This window comes from Caulobacter sp. FV2ps19 (assembly GCF_058681035.1).
On the sequence record NZ_CM178729.1, the window covers coordinates 2,772,512 to 2,794,321 of the forward strand.

General features: G+C 66.5%; 19 protein-coding genes and 1 pseudogene. 7 read left to right on the top strand and 13 right to left on the bottom strand.

What is annotated here, in order from left to right; genetic code table 11:
- Nucleotides 1-36: 36 nt before the first annotated feature.
- From ACW18B_RS13155 to lptF, 3 genes are read right to left on the bottom strand one after another with little or no spacing between them, the layout of a single operon-like run.
- The gene (locus ACW18B_RS13155; RefSeq protein ID WP_492047491.1) at nucleotides 37-2,391 is read right to left on the bottom strand and encodes an LPS-assembly protein LptD; all 2,355 of its coding nucleotides are present in this window, start codon (nucleotides 2,389-2,391) and stop codon (nucleotides 37-39) included.
- A 22-nt stretch (nucleotides 2,392-2,413) separates the two neighbouring features.
- Nucleotides 2,414-3,520, bottom strand: a complete 1,107-nt coding sequence (gene lptG / locus ACW18B_RS13160; protein WP_492047492.1) for an LPS export ABC transporter permease LptG — start codon at nucleotides 3,518-3,520, stop codon at nucleotides 2,414-2,416.
- A complete protein-coding gene (gene lptF, locus ACW18B_RS13165; protein ID WP_492047493.1) occupies nucleotides 3,517-4,659 on the bottom strand; it encodes an LPS export ABC transporter permease LptF in 1,143 nt (380 codons plus the stop codon). The genes lptG and lptF overlap by 4 nt, the downstream gene beginning before the upstream one ends.
- Before the next feature lie 244 nt (nucleotides 4,660-4,903).
- On the opposite strand from lptF, the gene ACW18B_RS13170 reads away from it, so the two are divergent.
- Genes ACW18B_RS13170 through ACW18B_RS13180 form a run of 3 tightly spaced genes read left to right on the top strand, consistent with a single transcriptional unit; the run spans nucleotide 4,904 to nucleotide 7,190 of the window.
- Nucleotides 4,904-6,385: a leucyl aminopeptidase gene (locus ACW18B_RS13170; protein WP_492047494.1), complete on the top strand. Its 1,482-nt coding sequence runs from the start codon at nucleotides 4,904-4,906 to the stop codon at nucleotides 6,383-6,385.
- 8 nt (nucleotides 6,386-6,393) lie between these two features.
- Nucleotides 6,394-6,855 (top strand): DNA polymerase III subunit chi, encoded by a 462-nt coding sequence (locus tag ACW18B_RS13175; RefSeq protein ID WP_492047495.1) that lies wholly within the window; start codon nucleotides 6,394-6,396, stop codon nucleotides 6,853-6,855.
- Nucleotides 6,852-7,190, top strand: a complete 339-nt coding sequence (locus ACW18B_RS13180; RefSeq protein ID WP_492047496.1) for a peptidase inhibitor I78 — start codon at nucleotides 6,852-6,854, stop codon at nucleotides 7,188-7,190. Before ACW18B_RS13175 ends, ACW18B_RS13180 begins: the two co-directional genes overlap by 4 nt.
- 7 nt (nucleotides 7,191-7,197) lie before the next feature.
- On the opposite strand, the gene ACW18B_RS13185 is transcribed toward ACW18B_RS13180, so the two are convergent.
- From ACW18B_RS13185 to ACW18B_RS13195, 3 genes are all read right to left on the bottom strand, one after another.
- Entirely contained in the window at nucleotides 7,198-7,845 is a 648-nt protein-coding gene (locus tag ACW18B_RS13185) for a class I SAM-dependent methyltransferase (protein ID WP_492047497.1), read from the bottom strand.
- 89 nt (nucleotides 7,846-7,934) lie between these two features.
- Nucleotides 7,935-8,444, bottom strand: coding sequence for a GNAT family N-acetyltransferase (locus ACW18B_RS13190; protein ID WP_492047498.1), 510 nt, complete (start codon nucleotides 8,442-8,444; stop codon nucleotides 7,935-7,937).
- Between the two features lie 210 nt (nucleotides 8,445-8,654).
- Nucleotides 8,655-10,526 carry an ABC-F family ATP-binding cassette domain-containing protein gene (locus ACW18B_RS13195; protein WP_492047499.1) on the bottom strand — a complete coding sequence of 624 codons (1,872 nt, stop codon included), beginning with the start codon at nucleotides 10,524-10,526 and terminating at the stop codon, nucleotides 8,655-8,657.
- A gap of 95 nt (nucleotides 10,527-10,621) precedes the next feature.
- Between ACW18B_RS13195 and ndk the strand changes: the two genes are divergently transcribed.
- The gene (gene ndk, locus ACW18B_RS13200; protein ID WP_492047500.1) at nucleotides 10,622-11,041 is read left to right on the top strand and encodes a nucleoside-diphosphate kinase; all 420 of its coding nucleotides are present in this window, start codon (nucleotides 10,622-10,624) and stop codon (nucleotides 11,039-11,041) included.
- 57 nt (nucleotides 11,042-11,098) lie between these two features.
- On the opposite strand, the gene ACW18B_RS13205 is transcribed toward ndk, so the two are convergent.
- Complete coding sequence (locus ACW18B_RS13205) at nucleotides 11,099-11,737, bottom strand: DedA family protein (protein WP_492047501.1); 639 nt, start codon at nucleotides 11,735-11,737, stop codon at nucleotides 11,099-11,101.
- A gap of 159 nt (nucleotides 11,738-11,896) precedes the next feature.
- Here ACW18B_RS13205 and ACW18B_RS13210 point away from each other — a divergent pair, with 159 nt between their 5' ends.
- The gene (locus tag ACW18B_RS13210) at nucleotides 11,897-12,541 is read left to right on the top strand and encodes a YoaK family protein (RefSeq protein WP_492047502.1); all 645 of its coding nucleotides are present in this window, start codon (nucleotides 11,897-11,899) and stop codon (nucleotides 12,539-12,541) included.
- Here ACW18B_RS13210 and purN read toward each other — a convergent pair.
- The 3 genes and pseudogenes from purN to purM form a co-directional block, all read right to left on the bottom strand.
- A complete protein-coding gene (gene purN / locus ACW18B_RS13215; protein WP_492047503.1) occupies nucleotides 12,533-13,117 on the bottom strand; it encodes a phosphoribosylglycinamide formyltransferase in 585 nt (194 codons plus the stop codon). The genes ACW18B_RS13210 and purN overlap by 9 nt on opposite strands.
- Nucleotides 13,114-13,270: pseudogene (locus ACW18B_RS13220) on the bottom strand (hypothetical protein). The gene purN and the pseudogene ACW18B_RS13220 overlap by 4 nt, the downstream one beginning before the upstream one ends.
- On the bottom strand, nucleotides 13,246-14,271 hold the full coding sequence (gene purM / locus ACW18B_RS13225) for a phosphoribosylformylglycinamidine cyclo-ligase (protein ID WP_492047504.1): 1,026 nt from the start codon (nucleotides 14,269-14,271) through the stop codon (nucleotides 13,246-13,248). The pseudogene ACW18B_RS13220 and the gene purM overlap by 25 nt, the downstream one beginning before the upstream one ends.
- A 114-nt stretch (nucleotides 14,272-14,385) precedes the next feature.
- Between purM and rnd the strand changes: the two genes are divergently transcribed.
- Nucleotides 14,386-15,564 (top strand): ribonuclease D, encoded by a 1,179-nt coding sequence (rnd, locus tag ACW18B_RS13230; RefSeq protein ID WP_492047505.1) that lies wholly within the window; start codon nucleotides 14,386-14,388, stop codon nucleotides 15,562-15,564.
- A gap of 242 nt (nucleotides 15,565-15,806) precedes the next feature.
- Nucleotides 15,807-17,453 carry a response regulator gene (locus ACW18B_RS13235; RefSeq protein ID WP_492047506.1) on the top strand — a complete coding sequence of 549 codons (1,647 nt, stop codon included), beginning with the start codon at nucleotides 15,807-15,809 and terminating at the stop codon, nucleotides 17,451-17,453.
- A gap of 140 nt (nucleotides 17,454-17,593) precedes the next feature.
- Here the strand turns inward: ACW18B_RS13235 and ACW18B_RS13240 are convergent, their stop codons facing one another.
- The 3 genes from ACW18B_RS13240 to ACW18B_RS13250 all read right to left on the bottom strand — a co-directional run bounded on the left by ACW18B_RS13240 (nucleotide 17,594) and on the right by ACW18B_RS13250 (nucleotide 21,787).
- Nucleotides 17,594-17,857, bottom strand: a complete 264-nt coding sequence (locus ACW18B_RS13240; protein WP_492047507.1) for a hypothetical protein — start codon at nucleotides 17,855-17,857, stop codon at nucleotides 17,594-17,596.
- Nucleotides 17,858-18,010: 153 nt separating this feature from the next.
- On the bottom strand, nucleotides 18,011-19,501 hold the full coding sequence (locus ACW18B_RS13245) for a Ppx/GppA phosphatase family protein (protein WP_492047508.1): 1,491 nt from the start codon (nucleotides 19,499-19,501) through the stop codon (nucleotides 18,011-18,013).
- Nucleotides 19,502-19,567: 66 nt separating this feature from the next.
- Nucleotides 19,568-21,787 carry an RNA degradosome polyphosphate kinase gene (locus ACW18B_RS13250; RefSeq protein ID WP_492047509.1) on the bottom strand — a complete coding sequence of 740 codons (2,220 nt, stop codon included), beginning with the start codon at nucleotides 21,785-21,787 and terminating at the stop codon, nucleotides 19,568-19,570.
- Nucleotides 21,788-21,810 lie beyond the last annotated feature (23 nt).

The window sequence follows — 21,810 nt, forward strand, 5'->3', positions numbered from 1 at the left end:
GTCGTGGTGCGCGCGGCCGGCGCCGCAGATGAATTTTTAGTTGTTGTACCCTGTATCGCCCAATGTGGCGAACGATAGGCGGAAGGTGATGGACTCGTCAGATTTGAGTTTCAAACCGCCGGTGGCGACCTGACTGTAGCGATCTTCGTTCTGGTAGATCATGTCGATGCGGATGCAATCGTTGGTGTAAACCACGCCGAGGTCACGCCGGCGCCAGACGCCCGCTTCCAGGTCGTTCTGGCCATAGGCGGTGAGCGCCCAGTGATTGGTCAGCTTCAGCTGTCCGCTCGCCTGGAAGGTCTCAAGCGGGGTGCCGCCGGCGTCCTGCTGATCCTTGACATAGCGAATGGAGGCGCTGCCCCGGCTGACGGAGCCGTCAAGACCGGCCTCGATGCGGCGGAACCGGTCGTCACCCGCCTGATCGGGCGCATAGCGGGTCCGCGCAAAGGCGGTGATGCCGCGCACCGGCGTGACCGACGCGGCCACGATCCAGTCGGACGACTTGTTCTGCAAGCCCGACCGGCTCGGGAGCAGCAGATCGGTTTCAGAGCGGAAGCTCCGGCCGACCAGGACGCTGGCGCCGCGACCCTTGCCATAGTTCACCGTCGCCCGGCCACCCAGGTTGAGGCGCTGCCCGCCTTCATAGAGGTCAAAGCCCGGGGACTTGTTGGCGCTGAACAGGTTGGTTTCGTCGAATTCGAACGAGGTGCTGTCCTCGTTGTAGAGATAGGTGGTCGCCCCCGAGGCGCCCACGACGACCGGCACATTGTGGGTCTTTGACCCGACAGCGATCTGGGCCAGCGGTTCCAGCACGATGCTGCCGTTCTTCAACGGCTTGAACAGGGGGTAGCTCAGATCAACACCGGTCACGCCAAGGGCGCGGGAATAGGTTTGGGTGCTGTCCGCGCCGGGGATCTGGGTAATGCGATAGCCGTCGCCGCGCGCCTGGGCGAAGGGGGAAACCCGAACGCCGGACTTGAGGGTAAGGCTGGACCGCCAGTCGGCGCGGACGCTGCCGCGCTGGCTGTCGACGCCGTCGGTTCCGGACGCGTAGGGCGACTCGGAGCGCGTCAGGACGACGCCCGTTCCCTGCAGCCTCAGTCGGCCGCCCAGGACAGGCGTTTCCGGCTGCCAGCGGGCTTCGACCAGCGGACCGATCAGCGGGAAGACATCACTGCTCTCGAAGCTGGCGAGGCCGGTGACCGTGTCCGTGCCGGAAACCCGCAGACCTTGCACGGAGATCGCCGAAACAGACAGATAAGACTGCTTGTCCTGGCGGGTCGCGTAGATCTGCGAATTGAGGCGGCGGTCTTCGCTGGTGAACAGGCCGCGCGCTTCGTAGACGTCATTGACGCTGTAATTGTCGAACAGCAGTTTGTCCGAAACGCGTTCGGCGCTGAAGCCCCACTTCCAGTTCTCGTTGATGTCGAACAGGCCCTTGGCGAGGATATAGCTGCGCGACGTGGCTTCGCCGAAGCGCTCGCCCCGGCTGTCGATGTTCTTTTCGTAGGTGTAGCCAAGCCGCGCTTCGGCGTAGCCCGAATAGAAGCGCTTGCGCCAGTTCACGTTCAGGAACGGGTTAACACTTGAATTAATCTGAGGACTTATGACGACATCCTGCGACGGCGAAATCACCTGCAGATAGGGCTGCTGGTAGGACATGCCGCGCCGCTTGGACGCGCCCAGCTTGGGCGTCAGAAAGCCTGAGCTACGGGTCGCGCCGGGGTCAGGATGCCAGAACACCGGCAGGTACATCAGCGGCGCGCCCCACAGGCGAATGACCGCATTCTTGTAGTAGACGAGCTGCCGATCCTTGTCCTGGACCACATGGTCGGCGGCCACCGACCAGGTCGGAACCGGCTTGTCGGCGCAGACCTCGCACGGCGTATAGATCGCCCGATTGAGCTCCTGGATATTCTCGTTGCGACGGACGGCCGAGGCGGCGGCGATCTTGATGTTCTTGTCCATGCGGGCCGAGAAGCCCAGGGCGAAGCCCGCCTTCAGATCCTTGTCCAGGGTCATCTCGTCGGCGAACTGGGCGGTGCCGTCGCTATTGATCAGCTGGACATGGCCCTTGGCCTGGATCACGCCGTTCTCGGTGTCATAGACCAGCTCGTCGGCGCGCAGGGTGCGGCCCTCGTAGCGCGCCTCGACATCGCCACGCGCCGTCAGGGTCTGCGCCTTGTCATCCCGAATTAGAAGATCGGATTCGAGGTAATAGCCCTCGGTCCCGAGCCCGGCGGACGGCGACACTGCGGCGGCGGGCGTGCGCGCACCATCCGCCTGAGCCTGGGCGTGAGCCGCCGAGGCGACCAGCACCAGCATGGCGACGCCGCCGAGCAGGCGCGCTCGAGCCGCCAGGCGCGAACCGCCTTGACGCTGATCCTTCATGAACGACCTCGGAAACACGGACTCAACCATCCTCGGTATAGCAAAGTAGGGTGAAGCCCGCCAAAAGCGCGACGAGCGGGGGAGTCCAGGCTGCGACGGCCGGGTGGAGAACCTCGGCCTTCGCGAGCGCACTGCATAGCTCGTTGAAGAAGAAAAATCCGAAACCCAGCGCCACACCCGATCCGGCCAGGGCCGCCAGGCCGCCCAGACGCATCAATCGCATCGAAAAGGCCGCCGCCAGCACCGACATGGCGGCGAACAACAGGGGCGTGGCCAGGATCTGCTGATAGCGCAGGCGGAACGGCGTGGCCGAAAAGCCGGCGTCTTCGGTTCGACTGATCGTCGTCGGCAAGCGCCACAGGGCCACGGCCTGGGGCGAGTTGAAGCGTTCCGATGCGGTGCGGTCATCCAGGTTCGAAGGGATCGACAGGCTTTCGGAGCGGATCGCGCCCGCGCCCGGGGTCGCCTCGCGCACCCCGATCAGGCGCCAGAACCCCGGTTCCAGCCTCGCCTCATTGGCTTCGATCCGGCGGGAGAAGTCCATCACGCCCTTGGCGTTGAGGGTATAGATGAACAGCGACACGCCGCGCAGGCGCACCGAGCCGTCGACCTGATCCCGCGCCCGCGCCCGGATCACGATCTGGGTTTTTTCATCGCCTTGCCGCAGCCACGTGCCCTTGGGCGCGGACTTCAGATAGTTTTCCATCATCGCATCGCGCGAGGTTTCGTACTGACCGGTCATGGCCGCGCTCAACGGGTTGAGCAGCGTGATGGTCAGGACGCCGATGACAAAGGCCGCCGCCGCCGCCGGCAGAATGAAGCGCCAGGCCGAGACGCCCGCCGCGCGCATGGCGATCAGTTCGCTGCGCCGGTTCAGCCCGACAAAGGCGGTCAGGGTGCCAAACAGGAAGATGAAGGGCGCCAGCAGCAGGATGGTGGCCGGAGCCTGCAGGACGGTCAGATAGAGTAGCTGGAAGAAATCAACATCGGCGCGGGTGCCGACATTGCGCGCGATATCGACGAAGGCGATCAGCATCACCATCGAACCCAGCACGGCCAGGGCCGCACCGAGCGACGCCATGGTCTGCCTCAGCACATAGCGCTCGATCAGGCCGGCGCCAAAGCTCATGCGGGGATCCCCCGAGCGGCGTAGGCGGCCTTGCGCCGGCCGATGGCGACGTAGCGTGAGACCTTTTGCCGGAAGATCTGGGCCATGCCCCACCACGTGGCCGCCACGGGCACGACGTACTGCAGGATGTTCAGCCAGGCATTGTCGTCACACGCCGCCTGCACGCCGAAACCCACGATGCGGACAACGCCGGCGGCCGCGCCGACCACGGCGATCCGCCGACCATAGCCCATGCGATTGAACGGCCCGCCGATCACCGCGGCCAGGGCCATGGCCATCAGGGCGATGTTGTAGAGCGGCCCTGCGAAGCGCGAATGGGCCTCGGCCAGCAAGCCGGTGCGGTTCTTCTGCTCCCACTCCTGCGTCAGGTCGGGGAAGACCAGCTCGTGCAGATAGCGGTCCGCGATCTTGTAATGCAGCAGTTCGTCGCTCTGGAACAAGGACGACAGGTCGAAGGTGTATTCCTCGAACGACGTGTATTGCAGCACGCCGGCGTTGGAAAACTGCTGGTTGGAGCCCTTGTAGAGGATCAGGACCGGCGCGCCGTTGCGGGTGGCGATCACCGCCTCGCGGGACGAATAGGTCGAGGCCCCGCCGTCCGGACGCTCCTGGTGAATGAACAGGTTGTGGATCAGATTATCGCGGTCCATCGACTGGGCGTAGACGGTCAGGCCCGGCCCCGGCTCGGTGAACTGGCCGGGCTGGACCAGGGTGGATGCGACGTCGGTCTTTATGGTGAAAGCGGTCTCGCGAATTTGACGCGCACTCCACGGCTGCACCCAAAGTCCGATGACCAGCGACAGCAGGGCCGCGAACACCGCCAGCCGCATGGCCGGCGAGATCACCCGCCAGCGGCTCATGCCCCCCGCGAAACAGACCACGATCTCCTGCTCGGTGTGCAGCCTGTTGAGCGCCACCAGGGCGGCCACGAACAGGGCGATCGGCAGCACGATATTCAGCAGCTGGGGCAGGGCCAGCAGAATGATCTTCAGGAAAACCAGAGCGCTCTGACGCTGGGTGATCAGGATATCGAATTCCGACAGGCTCCTCGCCAGCAGGGCGAGCGCCGCCAGGGCCGCCGCCGCAAGGAGCGTCGGACCCAGCAATTGACGGAAGATGTAGCGGTCGATCAGGCGCATCAAAAATGGGGTTCGAGCGGGCGGATTCGGAAAACGGCGAACCCCGTGGGACGGGCTGTTCTACACGGGCGCTTCGCTCCCGTACAACCGAAGACCGCGCGCTGTCAGGAGTCGGAACTCTTTTCTCTCGACGAGGGTTGGACTATGCCGCCAGATCAAGGCGAGACGGCCGATCCGATGACCGTGTCGCGAGTCGTCAAAAGGCCCGCCAGGGTTGGACGCCAAGTCATTTCAGGAGCGCGCCATGCGTATCGAGTTCGTCCCGGCCGATCATCATGCCGGCGCCACGGCCGCCCTCGCGGTCCTGGCCCATCAGGCCGCCGCCCTGTCGCCCGAAGCCCGGGTCGTTGACGAAGCCACCGGCGGCGCCCTGGCGCGGGCCATCGCCGGCGGACGCTTCACCGGCGCCAAGGGCCAGGCCCTTGAACTCGTCGCGCCGCATGGCCTGGAGGCCGCGCGCGTGGTGCTGGTCGGCGTCGACGGCGTCGGCGCCGTTGAGCCCGAAGCGGTCGAAACCGCAGCCGCCCAAGCCTTCCAGGCGGTGAAGGCTTCGGGGGTCACCGAACTGGTTCTCAAATTGGGGGCCGACGCCGAGACCGCCGCGCGCGCAGCCTTCGGCGCCAAGCTGGCCGCCTATCGCTTCGACAAGTACCGCACCACCGAGAAGGCCGAGAAGAAGCCTTCGGTCACCGTGGTCAAGGTCGCCGCCGCCGACCCCGTCAAGGCCGCCAAGGTTTTCGAGGGTCTCAACGCCCTGGCTGACGCCATCCTCTTCAGCCGCGATCTGGTCTCGGAGCCGGCCAATATCCTGCACCCCGAAGCGTTCGCCGCCCGCGCCAAGAGCCTGGAAAGCCTGGGCCTCGAGGTCGAGATCCTCGGCGAGGCGGCCATGGCCGAGCTGGGCATGGGCAGCCTGCTGGGCGTCGGGCAGGGCAGCGTTCGTGAGAGCCAGCTGGTCATCATGAAGTGGAACGGCGCGGCCGACAAAACCGCCCAGCCCATCGCCTTCGTCGGCAAGGGCGTCACCTTCGACACCGGCGGCATCAGCATCAAGCCGGCCGACGGCATGGAAGACATGAAGTGGGACATGGGCGGCGCCGCCGCCGTGACCGGCGTGATGCACGCGCTGGCCGGTCGCAAGGCCAAGGTCAACGCCATCGGCATCCTGGGCCTGGTCGAGAACATGCCCGACGGCAACGCCCAGCGCCCCGGCGACGTGGTCACCTCGATGTCGGGCCAGACCATCGAGGTCATCAATACCGACGCCGAAGGCCGCCTCGTTCTGGCCGACGCCCTCTGGTACTGTCAGGACCGCTTCAAGCCCAAGTTCATGATCGACCTGGCCACCCTGACCGGCGCGATCATCATCGCCCTGGGTCATGACTACGCCGGCTTGTTCAGCAATAACGACGGCTTGTCAGAGAAACTTCTGGCCGCCGGCAAGGCCGAACGCGAGACCCTGTGGCGCATGCCGCTGCCCGCCGCTTACGAGAAGCAGATCGAAAGCCCGATCGCCGACATGAAGAATATCGGTGGCCGGCCCGCCGGCTCGATCACGGCCGGCCTGTTCCTGCAGAAGTTCGTCAACGGCACGCCCTGGGCGCACCTCGACATCGCCTCGGTGGCTTGGCGCAAGCCCTCGACCGATCCCACCGTGCCCGATGGCGCGGTCGGATTCGGCGTGCGCTTGCTCAACCGCCTGGTCGCCGACGCCTACGAAGGCTGACCCGGGTCATGTCAGACATGCCCTGCGAGGTCTGGTTCTACCATCTGGAGCGGAGCAGCGCCGAACAGGTGCTGCCCGAGCTTCTGGAAAAGACCCTGGGGCGGGGCTGGAAGGCGTTGGTGCGGGGTGTGGACAAGGCGCGCCTTGAGCACCTCGACAATCACCTGTGGACCTGGCGGGACGACGCCTTCCTGCCGCACGGTCTGGTCGGCGAGCCCATGGCCGAGCGTCAGCCGGTTCTGCTTACCGACGGCCTCGACAACCCGAACGGCGGTGATGCGTTGTTTCTGCTCGACGGAGCTGAACCGGGCGATCTGGGCGACTTTGCCCGCTGCGTCCTGTTGTTCGATGGTCGCGACGACTCGGCCCTGGCCCAGGCGCGCGGCCGTTGGGCGGGATTCAAGAAGGCCGGACATCCGGTCTCCTACTGGCGCCAGGGCGCTGAACGTGGTTGGGAGAAACAGGCATGAAGCGGTTGATGATGACGGGTGCGATGCTCGCCGCGATCGTGCTGGCGGCGTCCTGCTCCAGCGCGCCTGAGCCCGCGCCGCTGCCGCCGCCGGAAACCCCCGTCGCGCCGCCGCCGGTCGCCATCGCGCCGCCTCAGCCGCGCGATCAGTGCGGCATGAAGGAGGCCCAGGCCTTTGTCGGCAAAAACCGCACCGCCTTGCCCGCGCCGGTGGATCCGAGCCGCTGGCGCGTGGCCTGCACCACCTGTCCCGTGACCATGGATTTCCGCCCGGACCGCCTCAACATCCTGTTCGACGCCGATACGGGCGTGGTCAAGGAGGTCAAGTGCGGATGATCGCGTTCTACAGGTCCGGCCGCTGAACGGGTTTGCGGGCCGTGACGCTGATCCACGGCCCTTGAACGCCGTCATAGCCGCCGGCCAGATCGGCGGTCAGTGACTGAATGTCCCATGCGGCCGAGCACTGATAGGCGGCTCTGACGTCGTCGGCCGTGAGATAGTTGAAGTAGCGCCCAAAGCGGTCACGCCCTTCGCGGTCGCCGCCTTTGAAACTGGCGAAGTGCAGGCCGCCGGGTTTCAGGGCGCGAAAGATCCGGGCCAGAACGCCGGGCAGGGCGGGGCGGGGCACGTGCAGAAGACTGGCGTGCGCCCAGACGCCGTCATAGGCCTCCACCGCCGCCAGTTCATCGAAGCGCATCACGCGCACCGGATGACCGATCCGCGCCTCCGCCTTGCGCGCCATTTCCGCGACGCCATCGGTGGCGTCAAGGGCGAAGCCTCGGGCCAGAATGGCTTCGCTGTCCCGGCCGCCGCCGCAACCGAGCTCAAGAATGCGCGCGCCGGGCGTGAGGCGCTGCAGGAAGGCCTCCAGGCGCTGGCTTGGACCGCTGGGGCCGCTGGCGACGTAGCGCGGCGCCTCATCAGCGTAGAAATCCAGCGTCGTCTGATCATGGGCCGGGTGATCAAAGGATGCGGGCTCTAGCTCTGTCATCCGCAAAATCTAGGCCGAGACGGCAAGCTTGGGCAATGACCGCCGGCCCGCACCCGTCTGCCTCTTCGTTGCCCAGGGCGAGGGCTCCACTAGAACGTCAGTCGCATCGCACAGCGTTGATGGCTCGGAAATCCTTGCTTGGCTTCATCAGAGAGGATCCCCGCGAGCCGCTCGCCCAAGGCCTCGGCGCCAAGGGTTTCAAAGCCCCATCGACGGTAGAGCCGCTCGTTCCAGCTTAAGTCGCGAAAGGTCGTGAGCGTGATGGCCGTCATGCCTCGCTGACGTGCGTACTGGACAGAGGCTTCAAAGAGGGCGCGCCCTGCGCCACGGCCTTGTTGATCGCGCCTCACGGAAAGCTCGCATATGTGCAAATCCTCCCCCCAGATCTCCGCGCTGAGGAAGCCGAAAGGGTGATTTTGATCATCCACGGCGACCCAAGACGTCCCATCTCGCGCGTGGGCCCGGTGTTGCGCTTCAGATTGGACATCATCATCGGCGATCCAGGCGAGTCCGGGAACGCTTCGAAAAACCTCTCCCGCAGACCGTTCTACAGCCGGCAGAAAGACCGCATCGCTTTCGAGCGCCGCCCGCACGCGCATCTCCGAGCCCTCCTCATTTCTCTCCTCGCTCCAAAGCAGGCCCGTTGAACGGCCGCAAGGGGGCGTGCGCGGCGATGCGCACGGGCGACAATGACGGGGGCATGGTCGTCGATCGGCCTGATATCCCCCGAACGGACGATCCCATGTCCGCTCTGGAGGAGAAGCGTCGCCCCGCTGACAGGAACAGCGGGCCGGTCCTTTCGCGCCGGATCAGGCCTGGGCCGCCGCCAGCTCATCGACCAAGCCCATCCAGGTCGCTTCGGCTTCGTCCAGCTTGGCCTGGGCGTTGTCGCGGCGCTTGGTCAGTTCGGCCAGCTTGGTCGGGTTCTTGTAGAGCTGCGGATCGGCCAGCTGCGCATCCAGCTCGGCGACCTGACGGGTGGTGCGGGTGACGACCTGTTCGGCGGCTTCGATCTTGCGTTTCAAGGGCTCGATGGCCACGGTCTTGCGCGGGGCGGGGGCGGATGTCTCGGCCTTGGCGGGTTCGCGGGCCACCTGGGTCGGTTTCACCGACTGCTTGGCGCGATCCAGCACGAACTTGGCGTAGTCGTCCATGTCGCCGTCGAAGGGCTTCACGGTGCCGTCGGCGGCCAGCCACAGGCGGTCGGCGACCAGTTCCATCAGCGAGCGGTCGTGGGTGATCAGGATCACCGCGCCCTCATAGTCGTTGAGGGCGTCCAGCAGGGCGCGGCGGCTGTCGATGTCCAGGTGGTTGGTCGGTTCGTCGAGGATCAGCATGTGCGGCGCGTCCATCGCCACCATGTTGAGCAGCAGCCGGGCGCGCTCGCCGCCCGACAGGTTGGCGACCGTGGTTTCCTGCTTGTCGAAGCCCAGGCCGAACTGGGCCAGCTTGGAGCGGCGCGAGGACTCGCTGGAGTCCGGCATGGCCCGGCGGATGATCTCCAGCGGGGTGTCGACGGGGTCCATCGCCTCGATCTGGTGCTGGTGGAACCAGCCGACCCGCATCTTGCGGTCGCGATGGAACTCGCCGGTCTGCACGCCCAGGGCCCCTGCGATCATCTTGGCGAAGGTCGACTTGCCGGCGCCGTTGACGCCCAGCAGACCGATACGGTCGTCCAGGTCCATGCGCAGGTTGAGGTTCTTGAGGATCGAGCGGCCTTCCTCATAGCCGACATTGGCCCGTTCCAGTCGGATCAGCGGCGGCGGCAGGGGGCGCGGCGGCGAGGGCAGGGTGAAGGGCGCGACGCGCTCCTCGATCGTGGTGGCCACCGGCTCCATCTTGGCCAGGCGCTTCATGCGCGACTGGGCCTGGGCGGCCTTGGAGGCCTTGGCCTTGAAGCGGTCGACGAAGGACTGCAGGTGGGCGCGCTCGGCGTCCTGCTTGGCCTTGGCGGAGAGTTGAAGACGGGCCTTTTCGGCGCGGCGCTTCTCGAAATCGTCGTAGCCGCCGGTGTAGAGTTCCAGCTTGCCGCCGGCCAGGTGCAGCATGTGCGTACAGCTGTTGTTGAGCAGTTCGCGGTCGTGGCTGACGATCAGGGCGGTGTGGGGGTATTTCTGCAGCCGGGCCTCCAGCCACAGGGCGCCTTCCAGGTCGAGATAGTTGGTCGGTTCGTCCAGCAGCAGCATGTCGGGCTCGGAAAACAGCGCCGCGGCCAGGGCCACGCGCATGCGCCAGCCGCCCGAGAACTCGGCCATCGGCCGCTGCAGGTCTTCCTGGCTGAAGCCCAGGCCCGACAGGATTTCCGAGGCCTTGGCCGGGGCTGCATCGGAGTCGATCTCGATCAGCCGGCCCCAGATCTCGCCCATCTCCTCCGGATCGGCGGTCTCCAGACGCGTCAGCAGGGTGTGACGCTCCTCATCGGCCTCCAGCACCGTATCTAGCAGGCTGTCCGGCGTGGCGGGGTGTTCCTGGTCCACCGAGCCGATGCGCGCCGACTTTGGCAGGCTGATCTCGTCGTCACCGGCGTGCAGCTGGCCCAGGATCAGTTTGAACAGGGTGGACTTGCCCACGCCGTTGCGTCCGATCAGGCCGACCTTCGCGCCAGGCGGCAGGCTGACGCTGGCGTGGTCGAAGAATTTGCGACCCCAGGCGTTGAAGGACAGGTCTTTGATCTGGAGCATTTGATTTCAACGATACGCAGCGCTTGGCGGGGAGGAAGCGCCCGGCTATAAGCCCGCAACTCCCCAATTCACAACTTTATGTGTGAGATATCTTCGTGACCGAACGCACCTTCTCGATCCTCAAGCCGGACGCGACCCGTCGCAACCTGACCGGCGCCATCAATGCGGTGATCGAGGCCGCCGGCCTGCGGATCGTCGCTCAGCGTCGCGTCAAGCTGACCGAAGCCCAGGCCAAGAAATTCTATGAAGTCCACGCCGAGCGCCCGTTCTACGGCGAACTCGTCGGTCAAATGACCGCCGAGCCGGTCGTCGTCCAGGTTCTGGAAGGCGACAACGCCATGGCCAAGTATCGCGAAGTCATGGGCGCCACCAACCCCAAGGACGCCGCTGAAGGCACCATCCGCAAGCTGTTCGCCCTGTCGATCGGTGAAAACTCGGTCCACGGTTCGGACAGCCTGGAGAACGCCGCGATCGAGATCGCCCAGTTCTTCACGGAAGACCAAATCGTCGGCTAAGGCTTTCAGCCTTCAAAGACGCGAAAGGCCGGGGCGAAAGCTCCGGCCTTTTTCGTTTCAGGCCAGAACCCGCACAGGGCGAACGGCGATGGGGGCGAACCGCTTCCAGGCGGCAAAGGCCATGCCCGCCACGATCGCCGCGCCGAGGGCCAGGGCCGCGCCGGTCGCCGGATCGGCCTGCAGGACGTGCAGGTTTCGCGCGGCCAGATAGCCGGGGGTCAACAGCGAGATCACCCAAAGCGGCGCCGTCAGGACGCTGGCGGCCTGGAACGCCCAGGGACGCGAGCGCGACATGCCGGCCATGATCGGAATGAAGGGGCGAACCGGACCCAGGAAGCGCGCCAGGGCGATGGCGATGACGCCATGCCGGCGCGACAGGATGCGGGCTCGCGCCAGAAGGCGGCGATGGCCCGCCAGCACTCCGCCTGACAGACGGCGCGCGCCCAGGCCTCGGCCCAGCAGATACGAGAGGGCGTCGCCGACGACCGCGCCCGCGCTGCACCAGAGGATGACCTCGACCGGATGCAGGGCGCCCTGGGCCACCAAGGCGCCGGCCATGATCATCACCCCGACGATCGGGATCAGCAGCCCGACCAGCAGCAGGGCTTCCAGCAGCGTCAGCCCAAACAGAACCAGACCGGCCCAGAGGCTGTTTTGGGCGATCGTCTCGCTCAGGTGGGGCAGTAGCGATTCCATACCCGCACTGTGACCGCGAAGCGTGACGAGAGCCTGACCGGGAATGGTTATTTCTTTGGGCGCGACAATCGGTCTCGTCGGCGCCCTGCGGCGTTTTCGGATGACACGACGGGGTCCAATCGGTGACGATCCGGCCTTGGCCCTTTCTGGAGACTGCGGGTGAAAGACTATCGCCGCCGTGACGTCGCCCTGGCCGCCGCCCTTTCGGGCGTGGCCGGCTATGTCGACGCCATCGGCTTTCTGAAACTGGGCGGGTTCTTCGTCTCGTTCATGAGCGGCAATTCCACGCGATTGGGCGTCGGGATCGCCACAGGCCATCTGAGCGCCGCCGTCACCGCCCTGTCGCTGATCGCGCTGTTCGTGGCCGGGGTCGTGCTGGGCGCCCTGGCGGCACGGATGGCGGGCGAGGAGCGGCGCTCCGTTGTGATGACGCTGGAGGCGGCGCTGCTGGCCAGCGCGGCGGCGCTGATCATGGCCGGGTTCGACGGCGCGGGCGTCGCGGCGATGGTCCTGGCCATGGGCGCCGAGAACGCGGTGTTCCAGCGCAATGGCGATGTGGGTGTGGGCCTGACCTACATGACCGGCGCCCTGGTCAAGGCCGGGCAAAGGATCGCAGCGGCCCTGACCGGGGGCGAGCGCTGGGCCTGGGGGCCCTATGTCCTGCTGTGGGCGGGACTGACCCTGGGCGGCGCCCTGGGCGCAACGGCCTATCTGAAATTTGGCATTCTGGCCCTGTGGGGCGCGGCGGCGGTCGTGGCGACCTTGGCCATCGCCCGTCATCTGGAAGAGCGTCGACTAGGCTAGGGCCCGGCAGAACGCCGCCAGGGCTTGCGGATAGAGCCTGTGCTCCTGCTCCAGCACCCGCAACGCCACGGCATGCTCGTTGTCGCCCGGCAGGATCGGAACCCGCGCCTGGCCCAGAATCGGGCCCTCGTCGACCCCGGCGGTGACCAGATGCACCGTGCAGCCCGCCTCTCTGTCACCGGCGGCCAGGGCGCGGGCATGGGTGTCGAGACCAGGATATTTCGGCAGCAGGGACGGGTGGATGTTCAGCATCCGGCCCTCCCAGGCGTCGACCAGGAACGGCGTCAGGATGCGCATATAGCCGGCCAGGGCGATGACCTGGATCCCGCGCTCGCGCAGGGCGGCGTCGATGGCCCGCTCATGGGCTTCGCGGTCCTTGCCGAACGCGCGCTGATCGACGCACAGCGCTTCGATCCCGGCGTCAGTCGCCGTGGCCAGGCCACCGGCGTCGGGCTTGTTGGCCAGGACGAGGGCGATCTCGAACGGGCAATCGGTCGGTTGGGCCGCGCCGACCAGGGCCTCCATGTTGGAGCCCCGGCCGGAGATGAGGACGGCGACTTTGGTGCGTTGGGTCATGCGATGAGCCCTTGTCGCCCTGCGTCCTTCGAGGCCCGCTGCGCGGGCGCCTCAGGATGAGGAGCGCTGTTCAGTGAATTCCTCATCCTGAGGTGCGAGGCAAAGCCGAGCCTCGAAGGACGCAAGGCCTAACCCGCCACCAGCTGACCGCAGACGAAAGCGTCCTCGCCGGCGTTGAGCAGGGCGGCCAGCACCGGCTCGGCGTCCGAGGCCGCCACCACCAGGATGAAGCCGACACCGCAGTTGAAGGTGCGGCGCAGTTCGTGGTCGGAGATCCCGCCGACCTCCTGCATCCAGGCGAAGACCGGGGGCAGGGGCCAGGCGTTCCAGTCGAATTCGGGGACCAGGCCCTTGGCGATGCAGCGGGGCGGGTTCTCGATCAGGCCGCCGCCGGTGATGTGGGCGCCGCCCTTGATCCGGCCCGACTGCAGCAGCGGCAGGATCGACTTCACATAGATACGGGTCGGGGCCATCAGGGCCTCGGCCAGGGTCTTGCCCTCAGCAAAGGGGGCCGGGGCGTCCCAGGCCAGGCCCGAGCGCTCGACCACGCGGCGCACCAGCGAATAGCCGTTGGAGTGCGGGCCCGAGGAGCCGACGCCGATGATCAGGTCGCCGGCCCTCTGCTTGTCCAGCTTGGGCAGCACGCCGTCACGCTCGACCGCGCCGACCGAGAAGCCGGCCAGGTCATATTCGCCGTCGCTGTACATGCCCGGCATTTCGGCGGTTTCGCCGCCCACCAGGGCCGCGCCGGCCAGCTTGCAGCCCTCGGCGATGCCGGCGACCACGCTCTTGGCGACCTCGATGTCCAGCTTGCCGGTGGCGAAATAGTCGAGGAACAGCAGCGGCTCGGCGCCCTGGGCCAGCAGGTCGTTGACGCACATGGCCACCAGGTCGATCCCGACCGTGGCGTGCATCTGCGCGTCGATGGCGATGCGCAGCTTGGTGCCGACGCCATCAGTGGTCGAGACCAGCAGCGGGTCGTCGTATCCGGCCGCTTTAAGGTCGAACAGAGCGCCGAAGCCGCCCAGGCTACCATCGGCGCCGGGCCGGCGGGTGGCCTTGGCCAGAGGCTTGATCGCCTCGACAAGGGCGTTGCCCGCATCGATATCCACGCCGGACTGGGCATAGGTGAGGCCGTTGGGCAGATCGCTCATTCGCTCGCTCTGGTCTATTTGAAGACGCATTCTCGCCTTCAACTCGCGGAAATTTGCACCTTGGCGCCGCTTGACGCTTGCAGACTCGGGGGTGCGCGAGGCTATTAGCAGCCGATGAAGCCGATAACCACTACCGCCGAACTGACGGCGTTTTGTAACGCGTTGCAGGGCCAGCCCTTTGTCGCCGTGGACACTGAGTTCATGCGCGAGACAACGTACTGGCCCAAGCTCTGCCTGATCCAGGTTGGCGCGCCGAATATCGAAGCGGTCATCGATCCGCTGGCGGACGGCATCGACCTGACGCCGCTGCTGGATCTGATGCGCGACGAACGCGTGCTGAAGGTGTTCCACGCCGCCCGGCAGGACGTCGAAATCTTCAACAATCTGGGCGCCATGCCCAGGCCCCTGTTCGACACCCAGGTGGCCGGCATGGCCGCGGGCTTTGGCGAGCAGATCGCCTATGACGCCCTGGTCCGACAGATGCTCAAGATCGAGCTCGACAAGTCCAGCCGGTTCACCGACTGGGCCCGTCGCCCGCTGTCCGAAGCCCAGCTGACCTACGCCCTGGCCGATGTGACCCACCTGGCCTCGTTGTTCCCGATGCTGCGCCAGCGCCTCCAGGACGCCGGCCGGTTGCCGTGGGTCGAGGAAGAGATGCAGGCCCTGTGCGATCCGGCGTTCTATGACGTCGATCCCGAAAAGGCCTGGCGTCGCCTGCGTCCGCGCAAGACGGCGCAGAAGTATCTCGCCGTGTTCCAGGCCGTCGCCGCCTGGCGCGAGCGCACCGCCCAGCAGCGCGACCAGCCGCGCGGCCGCATCCTGAAGGATGAGGCGATCGACGAACTGGCGACGCAAGCGCCGACCACGCTCGATGGCCTCAACACCCTGCGCGGCGTGCCCAAGGGCTTTGGCGGCAGCAAGTTTGGTCCCGATCTGCTGGCGGCGATCAAGGCGGCCTTGGCTGATCCTGAGCGCTACGCGCCCGTGCTGGAAAAGCCCGGCCCGCCGCCGCCGCCGTCGGCCGGCGCCGTGGTCGAGCTTCTCAAGGTGCTGCTGAAGGCGCGGGCTGAAGAGGCCGGTGTGGCCTCCAAGCTGATCGCCACGGTCTCGGATCTGGAAAAGATCGCCGCCGACGACAACGCCAATACCTCGGCCCTGACCGGCTGGCGTCGTGACGCCTTCGGCGCCGATGCGCTAAAGATCAAGCGCGGCGAACTGGCCTTGGTGCTCGACGGATCGCGTGTGCGGGTCGTCGAGGTGCGCCGGGCTCCAAAAACCGAAGAGGCGTCCTGAAACGACTGTTTCTTGACCACTGAACCTGGTCTATCGAACTTGAACTAAAACTTCAGAACCGTCGCACCAAGGTGCGGCGGTTTCGCTATCTCGGCCCCTCCGTGTAACCTATACCCATTTTGGGTTTCAGGGGAGCGTCGGGGTTTCGCCCGGAATGACGCGGCGAAATTTGAGTTGTGTGGACGGGAGTGGCGTTGGTGCGTTTCTGGGAGACACTCGCGGTCGAATACAGGTCCGCGGCAGTGTCCCGACGACACCAGGTTCGCCTGCGGCTCTTTGTGGCTCTGGTGATCTGCGCCAGTTTGGCCTGGCGACCGGGCTATCAGTTCCTGGCCCCGTGGGCGACGGCTTACCTCCTTGTTCAGATGGTCGAAGTGCTGGCCCTGAAACGCTTTTTGAGACACGAGCGTCCCTCAGAGACGGTTGGCTTCAATCTGACCGCCGATGTCCTTATGGCTGTGGTTTTCGGCGCTGTAGCCATCCCGATCTGGCAGGTGGGGACGCCGGCGGCGGCCGCCGCCGCCACATTGCTGCTGTCGGGATCCATCCTGACGGCGCTGATGGGCGCAGAGGGGTGTCTGGCGGCCTTTATCGCCTCGGCGATCCCGCACCTGGCCTATCTGTTCATTCTGCCGATCGCCGGCGGCTCGCTGCACGATCGCGTGACGCCCTACCTGCTCATCGGCACAGGTCTGTTCTCCCTGATGCTGTCCATGGTTTTCCGATGGTCGCGCCGGGCCATGCAGGCCGAGCGTTCGGCGCGTCTGACGGCCGAGGCCCAGACGGCGGCCAAGTCCGCGTTCGTCGCCATGGTCAGCCACGAGCTGCGCACGCCGATGAATGCGCTGCTGAACGGCGCCAGCGCCCTGGAACTTAAGGCCGGCGAAGACCGGAGCGCGGTCGCGTTGATCGCCGACGCCGGGGCGATGATGAAGACCCTGCTCAACGACCTGCTCGACTATTCCAAGATCGAGGCAGGGCGCATGGGCGTGGAGGTGGCGGACTATGATCTGCCCCGCCTGATGCGCAATAGCGCGCTGCTGTGGCGGGGCGTGGCGCGGTCCAAGGGCATCAAGCTGGAACTGAAGGGCGCCAAGACGCTTCCAACCTGGGTGAGAGGCGATCCTATGCGGGTGCGGCAGATCCTCAACAACCTGCTGTCCAACGCCATCAAGTTCACGACCGAGGGCGGCGTGGTGCTTTCGGTGGCGATGCGCGATGGACCAGACGGCCGCGCCGTCGTGATCGACGTCGTCGACACCGGTCCAGGCCTGACCGACGATCAGATCCGTCGGGTTTTCGTGGCCTATGACCAGCTTGGCGAAGGCACCGCCCGCAGCTTCGGCGGTACGGGCCTGGGCCTGTCGATCAGCCACGATCTGGCCCGGCTGATGGGCGGAACTCTGGTCGCCGCCAGCGATGTCGGCGGCGGGGCGCGGTTCACCCTGACCCTGCCGGCGCCCGAAGGGGCGCCGCCGCCGGCCGTCGATCTGGCCCGCGTGTCAGGGCTCGAGGCCGGAGCCGATGCGCCGCTCATCCTCGTGGTCGATGATCACGACATCAATCGCCGAGCCCTGCGCCAGATGCTCGAAGCCTTCGGCGCGCGGGTCGAAGTCGCCGAGGACGCCGAAATCGCCCTGGCCGCCTGCAACGCCAGGCGTTTCGATGCGGTGCTGATGGATGTGCGGATGCCGGGCGTCGATGGACTGGAAGCGACCCGCCGCCTGCGCGCCGGGGGGCTGAACCAGCATGCGCCGGTCATCGCCGTCACCGGTGACGTGGCCGAGGCCGATCGCGAGGCCTGTCGCGCCGCCGGCATGACGGGCTGGGTGCAAAAGCCCGTCAAGGCAACGCAGCTCTATGAGGCGCTGTTTGGCGACAGGGACTAGAGCATTTTCCGATCCAATTGGATCGACGAAATGCTCTAGCCTTTTGTTTTAACGCATGTTCTGACGACGAACCGGTATCCACTTCGTCGGAAAATGCTCTGGCCCGGGGGGCTGTCCCTGTCGTTCAGATCCAGAAGACTCTAGCGCTGAAATTCGGCGATGGCCCCGAAGGCGGCGAGGCCCAGAGCGCAGAAGATCCCGAGGTGGAAGACCACGCCGATCGCCACCGTGCGGCGCACCGACCAGGTCGTCTCCTGAGCGAAAACACGCGCGATGTCGTTTTGCAGAGCCCGCGCGGCGCTGGGTGTCGGCGCATCGCCTTCATGGGCGAGGCGAAGGACGGGCCGCTTGTTCTTGGCCGGCGCGATGGCGTCCAGATAGTCCACTTTACGCTGTAGCATCACTTCGCCTCCCTATGTCTTGTCAGGCATTGTGGCAAAGGAAGGCTAACAAACTGTACGCACAGATCGCGAATAGGGGCGCGTTATCCTGTCGCTATCTCAATGTGGGTATGTTTATACCTCATTAAGCACGTATTTCCGCAATGAACACTTGGTTCAGGCGGTGGCGATCCTGGGTTTAAGGCCGAGAAGTTGGGCAACTGTATTGGCGCGCTTGCTGGTTTGTTCGCCCAATAACAGATCGGCATAGCCGGGCTCGGCGGTCAGCAGAAGTTGGGTCTTGTCGAGGACCAGCCGCGATTTGGCCAGCAGGGGCGCGCTGCGGCCCGACAGGTCGCAGCCCAGCCGGATGGCCGCGCCCAGGGCCCGGGCGCGCTTGAGCCGGGCGGGGCTGAGCAGGTGCTCCAGAACCTCGGGTTCGGGCGGGTTGAAGGCGGTGGAGTGGCGCGCATAGATGGCGGTGGCCAGAAAGGCGCGCTCGGCATGGGTCTGACCGGCGATCGGGGCCCGCAGCACCTGCTCGAACACCAGATCGGCGCGATGGTCGGGGTGGAGGCGGGCGCCCAGATCGGCCAGCCGGCAGGCGGCGGCGATCAGGACCGGATCACGATCCTCCTCGAACAGCGGCGGCAGGCTGGAAAAGGCGGGGCTGATCCAGGCCTGCAGGCCCGGGCCCAGATCGTCGGTGACGCCCTGTCGGGCCCCCAGCGAGGCGCAGCCCTCGATCAGCGGATCCTGGCTGCGGATGCGCGGGGCCATGGCCTCGAACAGCAGCCCTTCGCGCACGCCGAAGGCCGAGATCTCGATGCGCTTGAGGTCCAGGCTCTCGATCAGGGCTTCCAGCACCAGGGCGGCGTAGGGCAGGGTTTCCGAGCGCTTCTTGCTCATCCCCTCGATGCGTTCCAGCGAGGCCCGCGACTGGTGGGCGACCAGCCGGGCGGCGTCCAGGGCCTCGGAGGCCGAGATCTCGTACTGGTGGACCACATGCAGCGGATAGCCCGACAGCCGCATATGCAGCAGGGCCAGGTTGCGCCAGGCGCCGCCCACGGCGTGGAAGCTTTCAGTTCTGAAGGCGCTGGTCACCGGCCCCAGGCGCTGGGCGCACAGCCGGCGCACGCGGTCGGCGTCAAAGCCGTCCGACAGGCCCAGGCTGAACGGGCCCAGCGGCAGGGTGACGCCCAGGCCGGGACCGGCGCTTTCCAGCCGCACCAGCTCCAGGCTGGCCCCGCCCAGGTCGCCGACCACGCCGGTGGCCTGCGGCGCTCCGGCCAGCACGCCCAGGGCGGCGTAACGGGCCTCTTCGTCGCCTGACAGCACCCGCACGGTCAGACCGGTCTCGGCCTTGACCCGGGCCACGAAGGCCCGGCCGTCGGAGGCCTCGCGGGCGGCGGCGGTGGCGACCACGAAGGTCTCGGCCGGCGACACCGCCTCCAGCACCGCCCGGAAGCGCTTGAGGGCCGAAAGCGTCTGCAGCACGCCGTCGGGCGACAGCCTGCCGTTGTCGCCCAGATCGCGGCCCAGCCCCGCCAGCACCTTCTCGTTGAACACGGTCCAGATGGCGCGGCCTTCCAGCCGGTACACCACGAGGCGCACCGAGTTGGATCCGATATCGATCACGGCCGCGTCGCGCGGCGCCGGAAACTGCATGGGGCTGGTTTAGCCTATTGTGACCCGGGGGGAAGACGGCCTGGCGAAAATCGCGCCGGTCGGGCTCTAGCCCCGCCGGGGGCCCACATGGTCGAAGGCCATCGGCAGATCCTTCACCTTGTGACCCCGGCCCGACAGGCTGGGATTGGTCATGAAGTAGTCGTGGGCCGAGAAGGCGCCCTTGACCGCCCAGCCCGGGTCGCGGGCATAGGCGCCCTCGCTGTCCAGATTCCAGCTCTGGGCCTCGTCATTGAGATTGGCGACCATGATCTGGTTGAGCACCTGCTCGTGCACGGTGGGGTTCTCGATCGGCACCAGGCTCTCGACCCGGCGATCCAGGTTGCGCGGCATCCAGTCGGCCGAGCTGATAAATACCCGGCTCTGGGCCGAGGGCAGGGCCGCGCCATTGGCGAAGGCCACCACGCGGGCGTGCTCCAGGAAGCGGCCGACGATGCTCTTGACCCGGATATTCTCCGACAGGCCCTTCACGCCCGGCCGCAGGCAGCAGATGCCGCGCACCACCAGGTCGATCGACACCCCGGCCTGGCTGGCGGCATAGAGGGCGTCGATGATCTGCGGATCGACCACGGCGTTCATCTTGGCCCAGATGCCGGCCGGCTTGCCGGCCCGGGCGTTGTCGGCCTCGATCCCGATCATCCGCAGCAGGTCCGGCTTCAGCGTCTCGGGCGAGAAGCTCAGCTTCTCCAGACCGTGCGGCTGGGCGTAGCCGGTGATGAAGTTGAACAGCTTGCCGCCGTCCCGGCCCAGCGGGCCGTCACAGGTAAACAGGGACAGATCGGTATAAACCCGCGCCGTCTGCGGGTGATAGTTGCCGGTGCCGAAGTGGCAATAGGTTCGCAGGGCCTCGCCCTCGCGCCGCACCACCACCGACAGCTTGGCGTGGGTCTTCCAGTCCACGAAGCCGAACACCACGTGCACGCCCGCCCGTTCCAGGTCGCGGGCCCATTTGAGGTTATTCTCTTCGTCGAAGCGGGCCTTGATCTCGACCAGGGCGGTGACGTTCTTGCCGTTGTCGGCCGCCTCGATCAGGGCCGCCACGATCGGACTGTCCTTGGAGGTGCGATACAGGGTCTGCTTGATCGCCAGCACATTGGGATCGCGGGCCGCCTGGCGCAGGAACTGCACCACCACATCGAAGCTCTCGAAGGGGTGGTGAACCAGGATGTCCTTCTCGCGGATCGCCGCGAAACAGTCGCCGCCATGGTCGCGGATGCGCTCGGGGAAGCGGGCGTTGAACGGCTTGAACTTCAGGTCGGGACGGTCGGGCGGGATCAGCTCGCTCATCTGGGCCAGGCCCAGCTTGCCGTCCACCAGGATCACGTCCTCGGGCTCGGCCCGCAGACCCTCGATGATGAACTCGCGCAGGTCCTGGGGCATCGAGGCCTGGATCTTGACCCGCACCACCTGGCCCAGGCGACGCTTCTTCAGCCGCGCCTCGAACTCGCGCACCAGGTCCTCGGCCTCTTCCTCGATTTCCAGATCGCTGTCGCGGATCAGGCGAAACAGCCCGCGGCCCTCGACCTCATAGCCGGGGAACAGGTGATTCAAGAACAGGATGATGAAGCTTTCCAGCGCCATGATCTTGCGCTGCCGCTTCTTGCCGCGCGTCACCACGCTGGACAGTTCCCAGAACCGCTGCACCTGGCTGGGGATCGGCACCAGGGCGTACAGGTGCTTGTCGTCGGCGATCCGCCGCAGCTTCAGGGCCAGGCAGAAGCCCAGATTGGGGATGAACGGGAACGGGTGGGCCGGGTCGATGGCCAGGGGCGTCAGCACCGGGAACATCCGGGTCAGGAACAGCTGCTCGGCCGTGGCCTTGATCTCGCCGGTGATCTCCGACGAGTCCATCAGCCGCAGGCCCTCGTCGGCCAGTTCGGCGCGCACCTCGCGCCAGATCCGCTGCTGCTCGGCCATCAGGTCGAAGGCCGAGGCGTTGATCCGCGCCAACTGCTCGCCCGGCGTCAGGCCGTCCAGGCTGACCACCCGCACGCCCTCGCGCACCTGGCCCTTCAGGCCGGCCACCCGCACCATGTAGAATTCGTCGAGGTTATTGGCCGAGATCGACAGGAACCGCAGGCGCTCCAGCAGCGGGTGACGCCGGTTGGCGCTCTCTTCCAGCACCCGCTCATTGAAGGCCAGCCACGACAGTTCCCGATTGAAGAACCGCTCGGGCGAGGCCAGCTGCTCCAGATCCAGCCGACAGGTGGTGTCGGCCTCGTGCGGGGGCGCTTTGGCGGGGATCGTCAGGGTGGCGGCGTCAGTCATGCGGGGAACCATAGGCAAGGCGG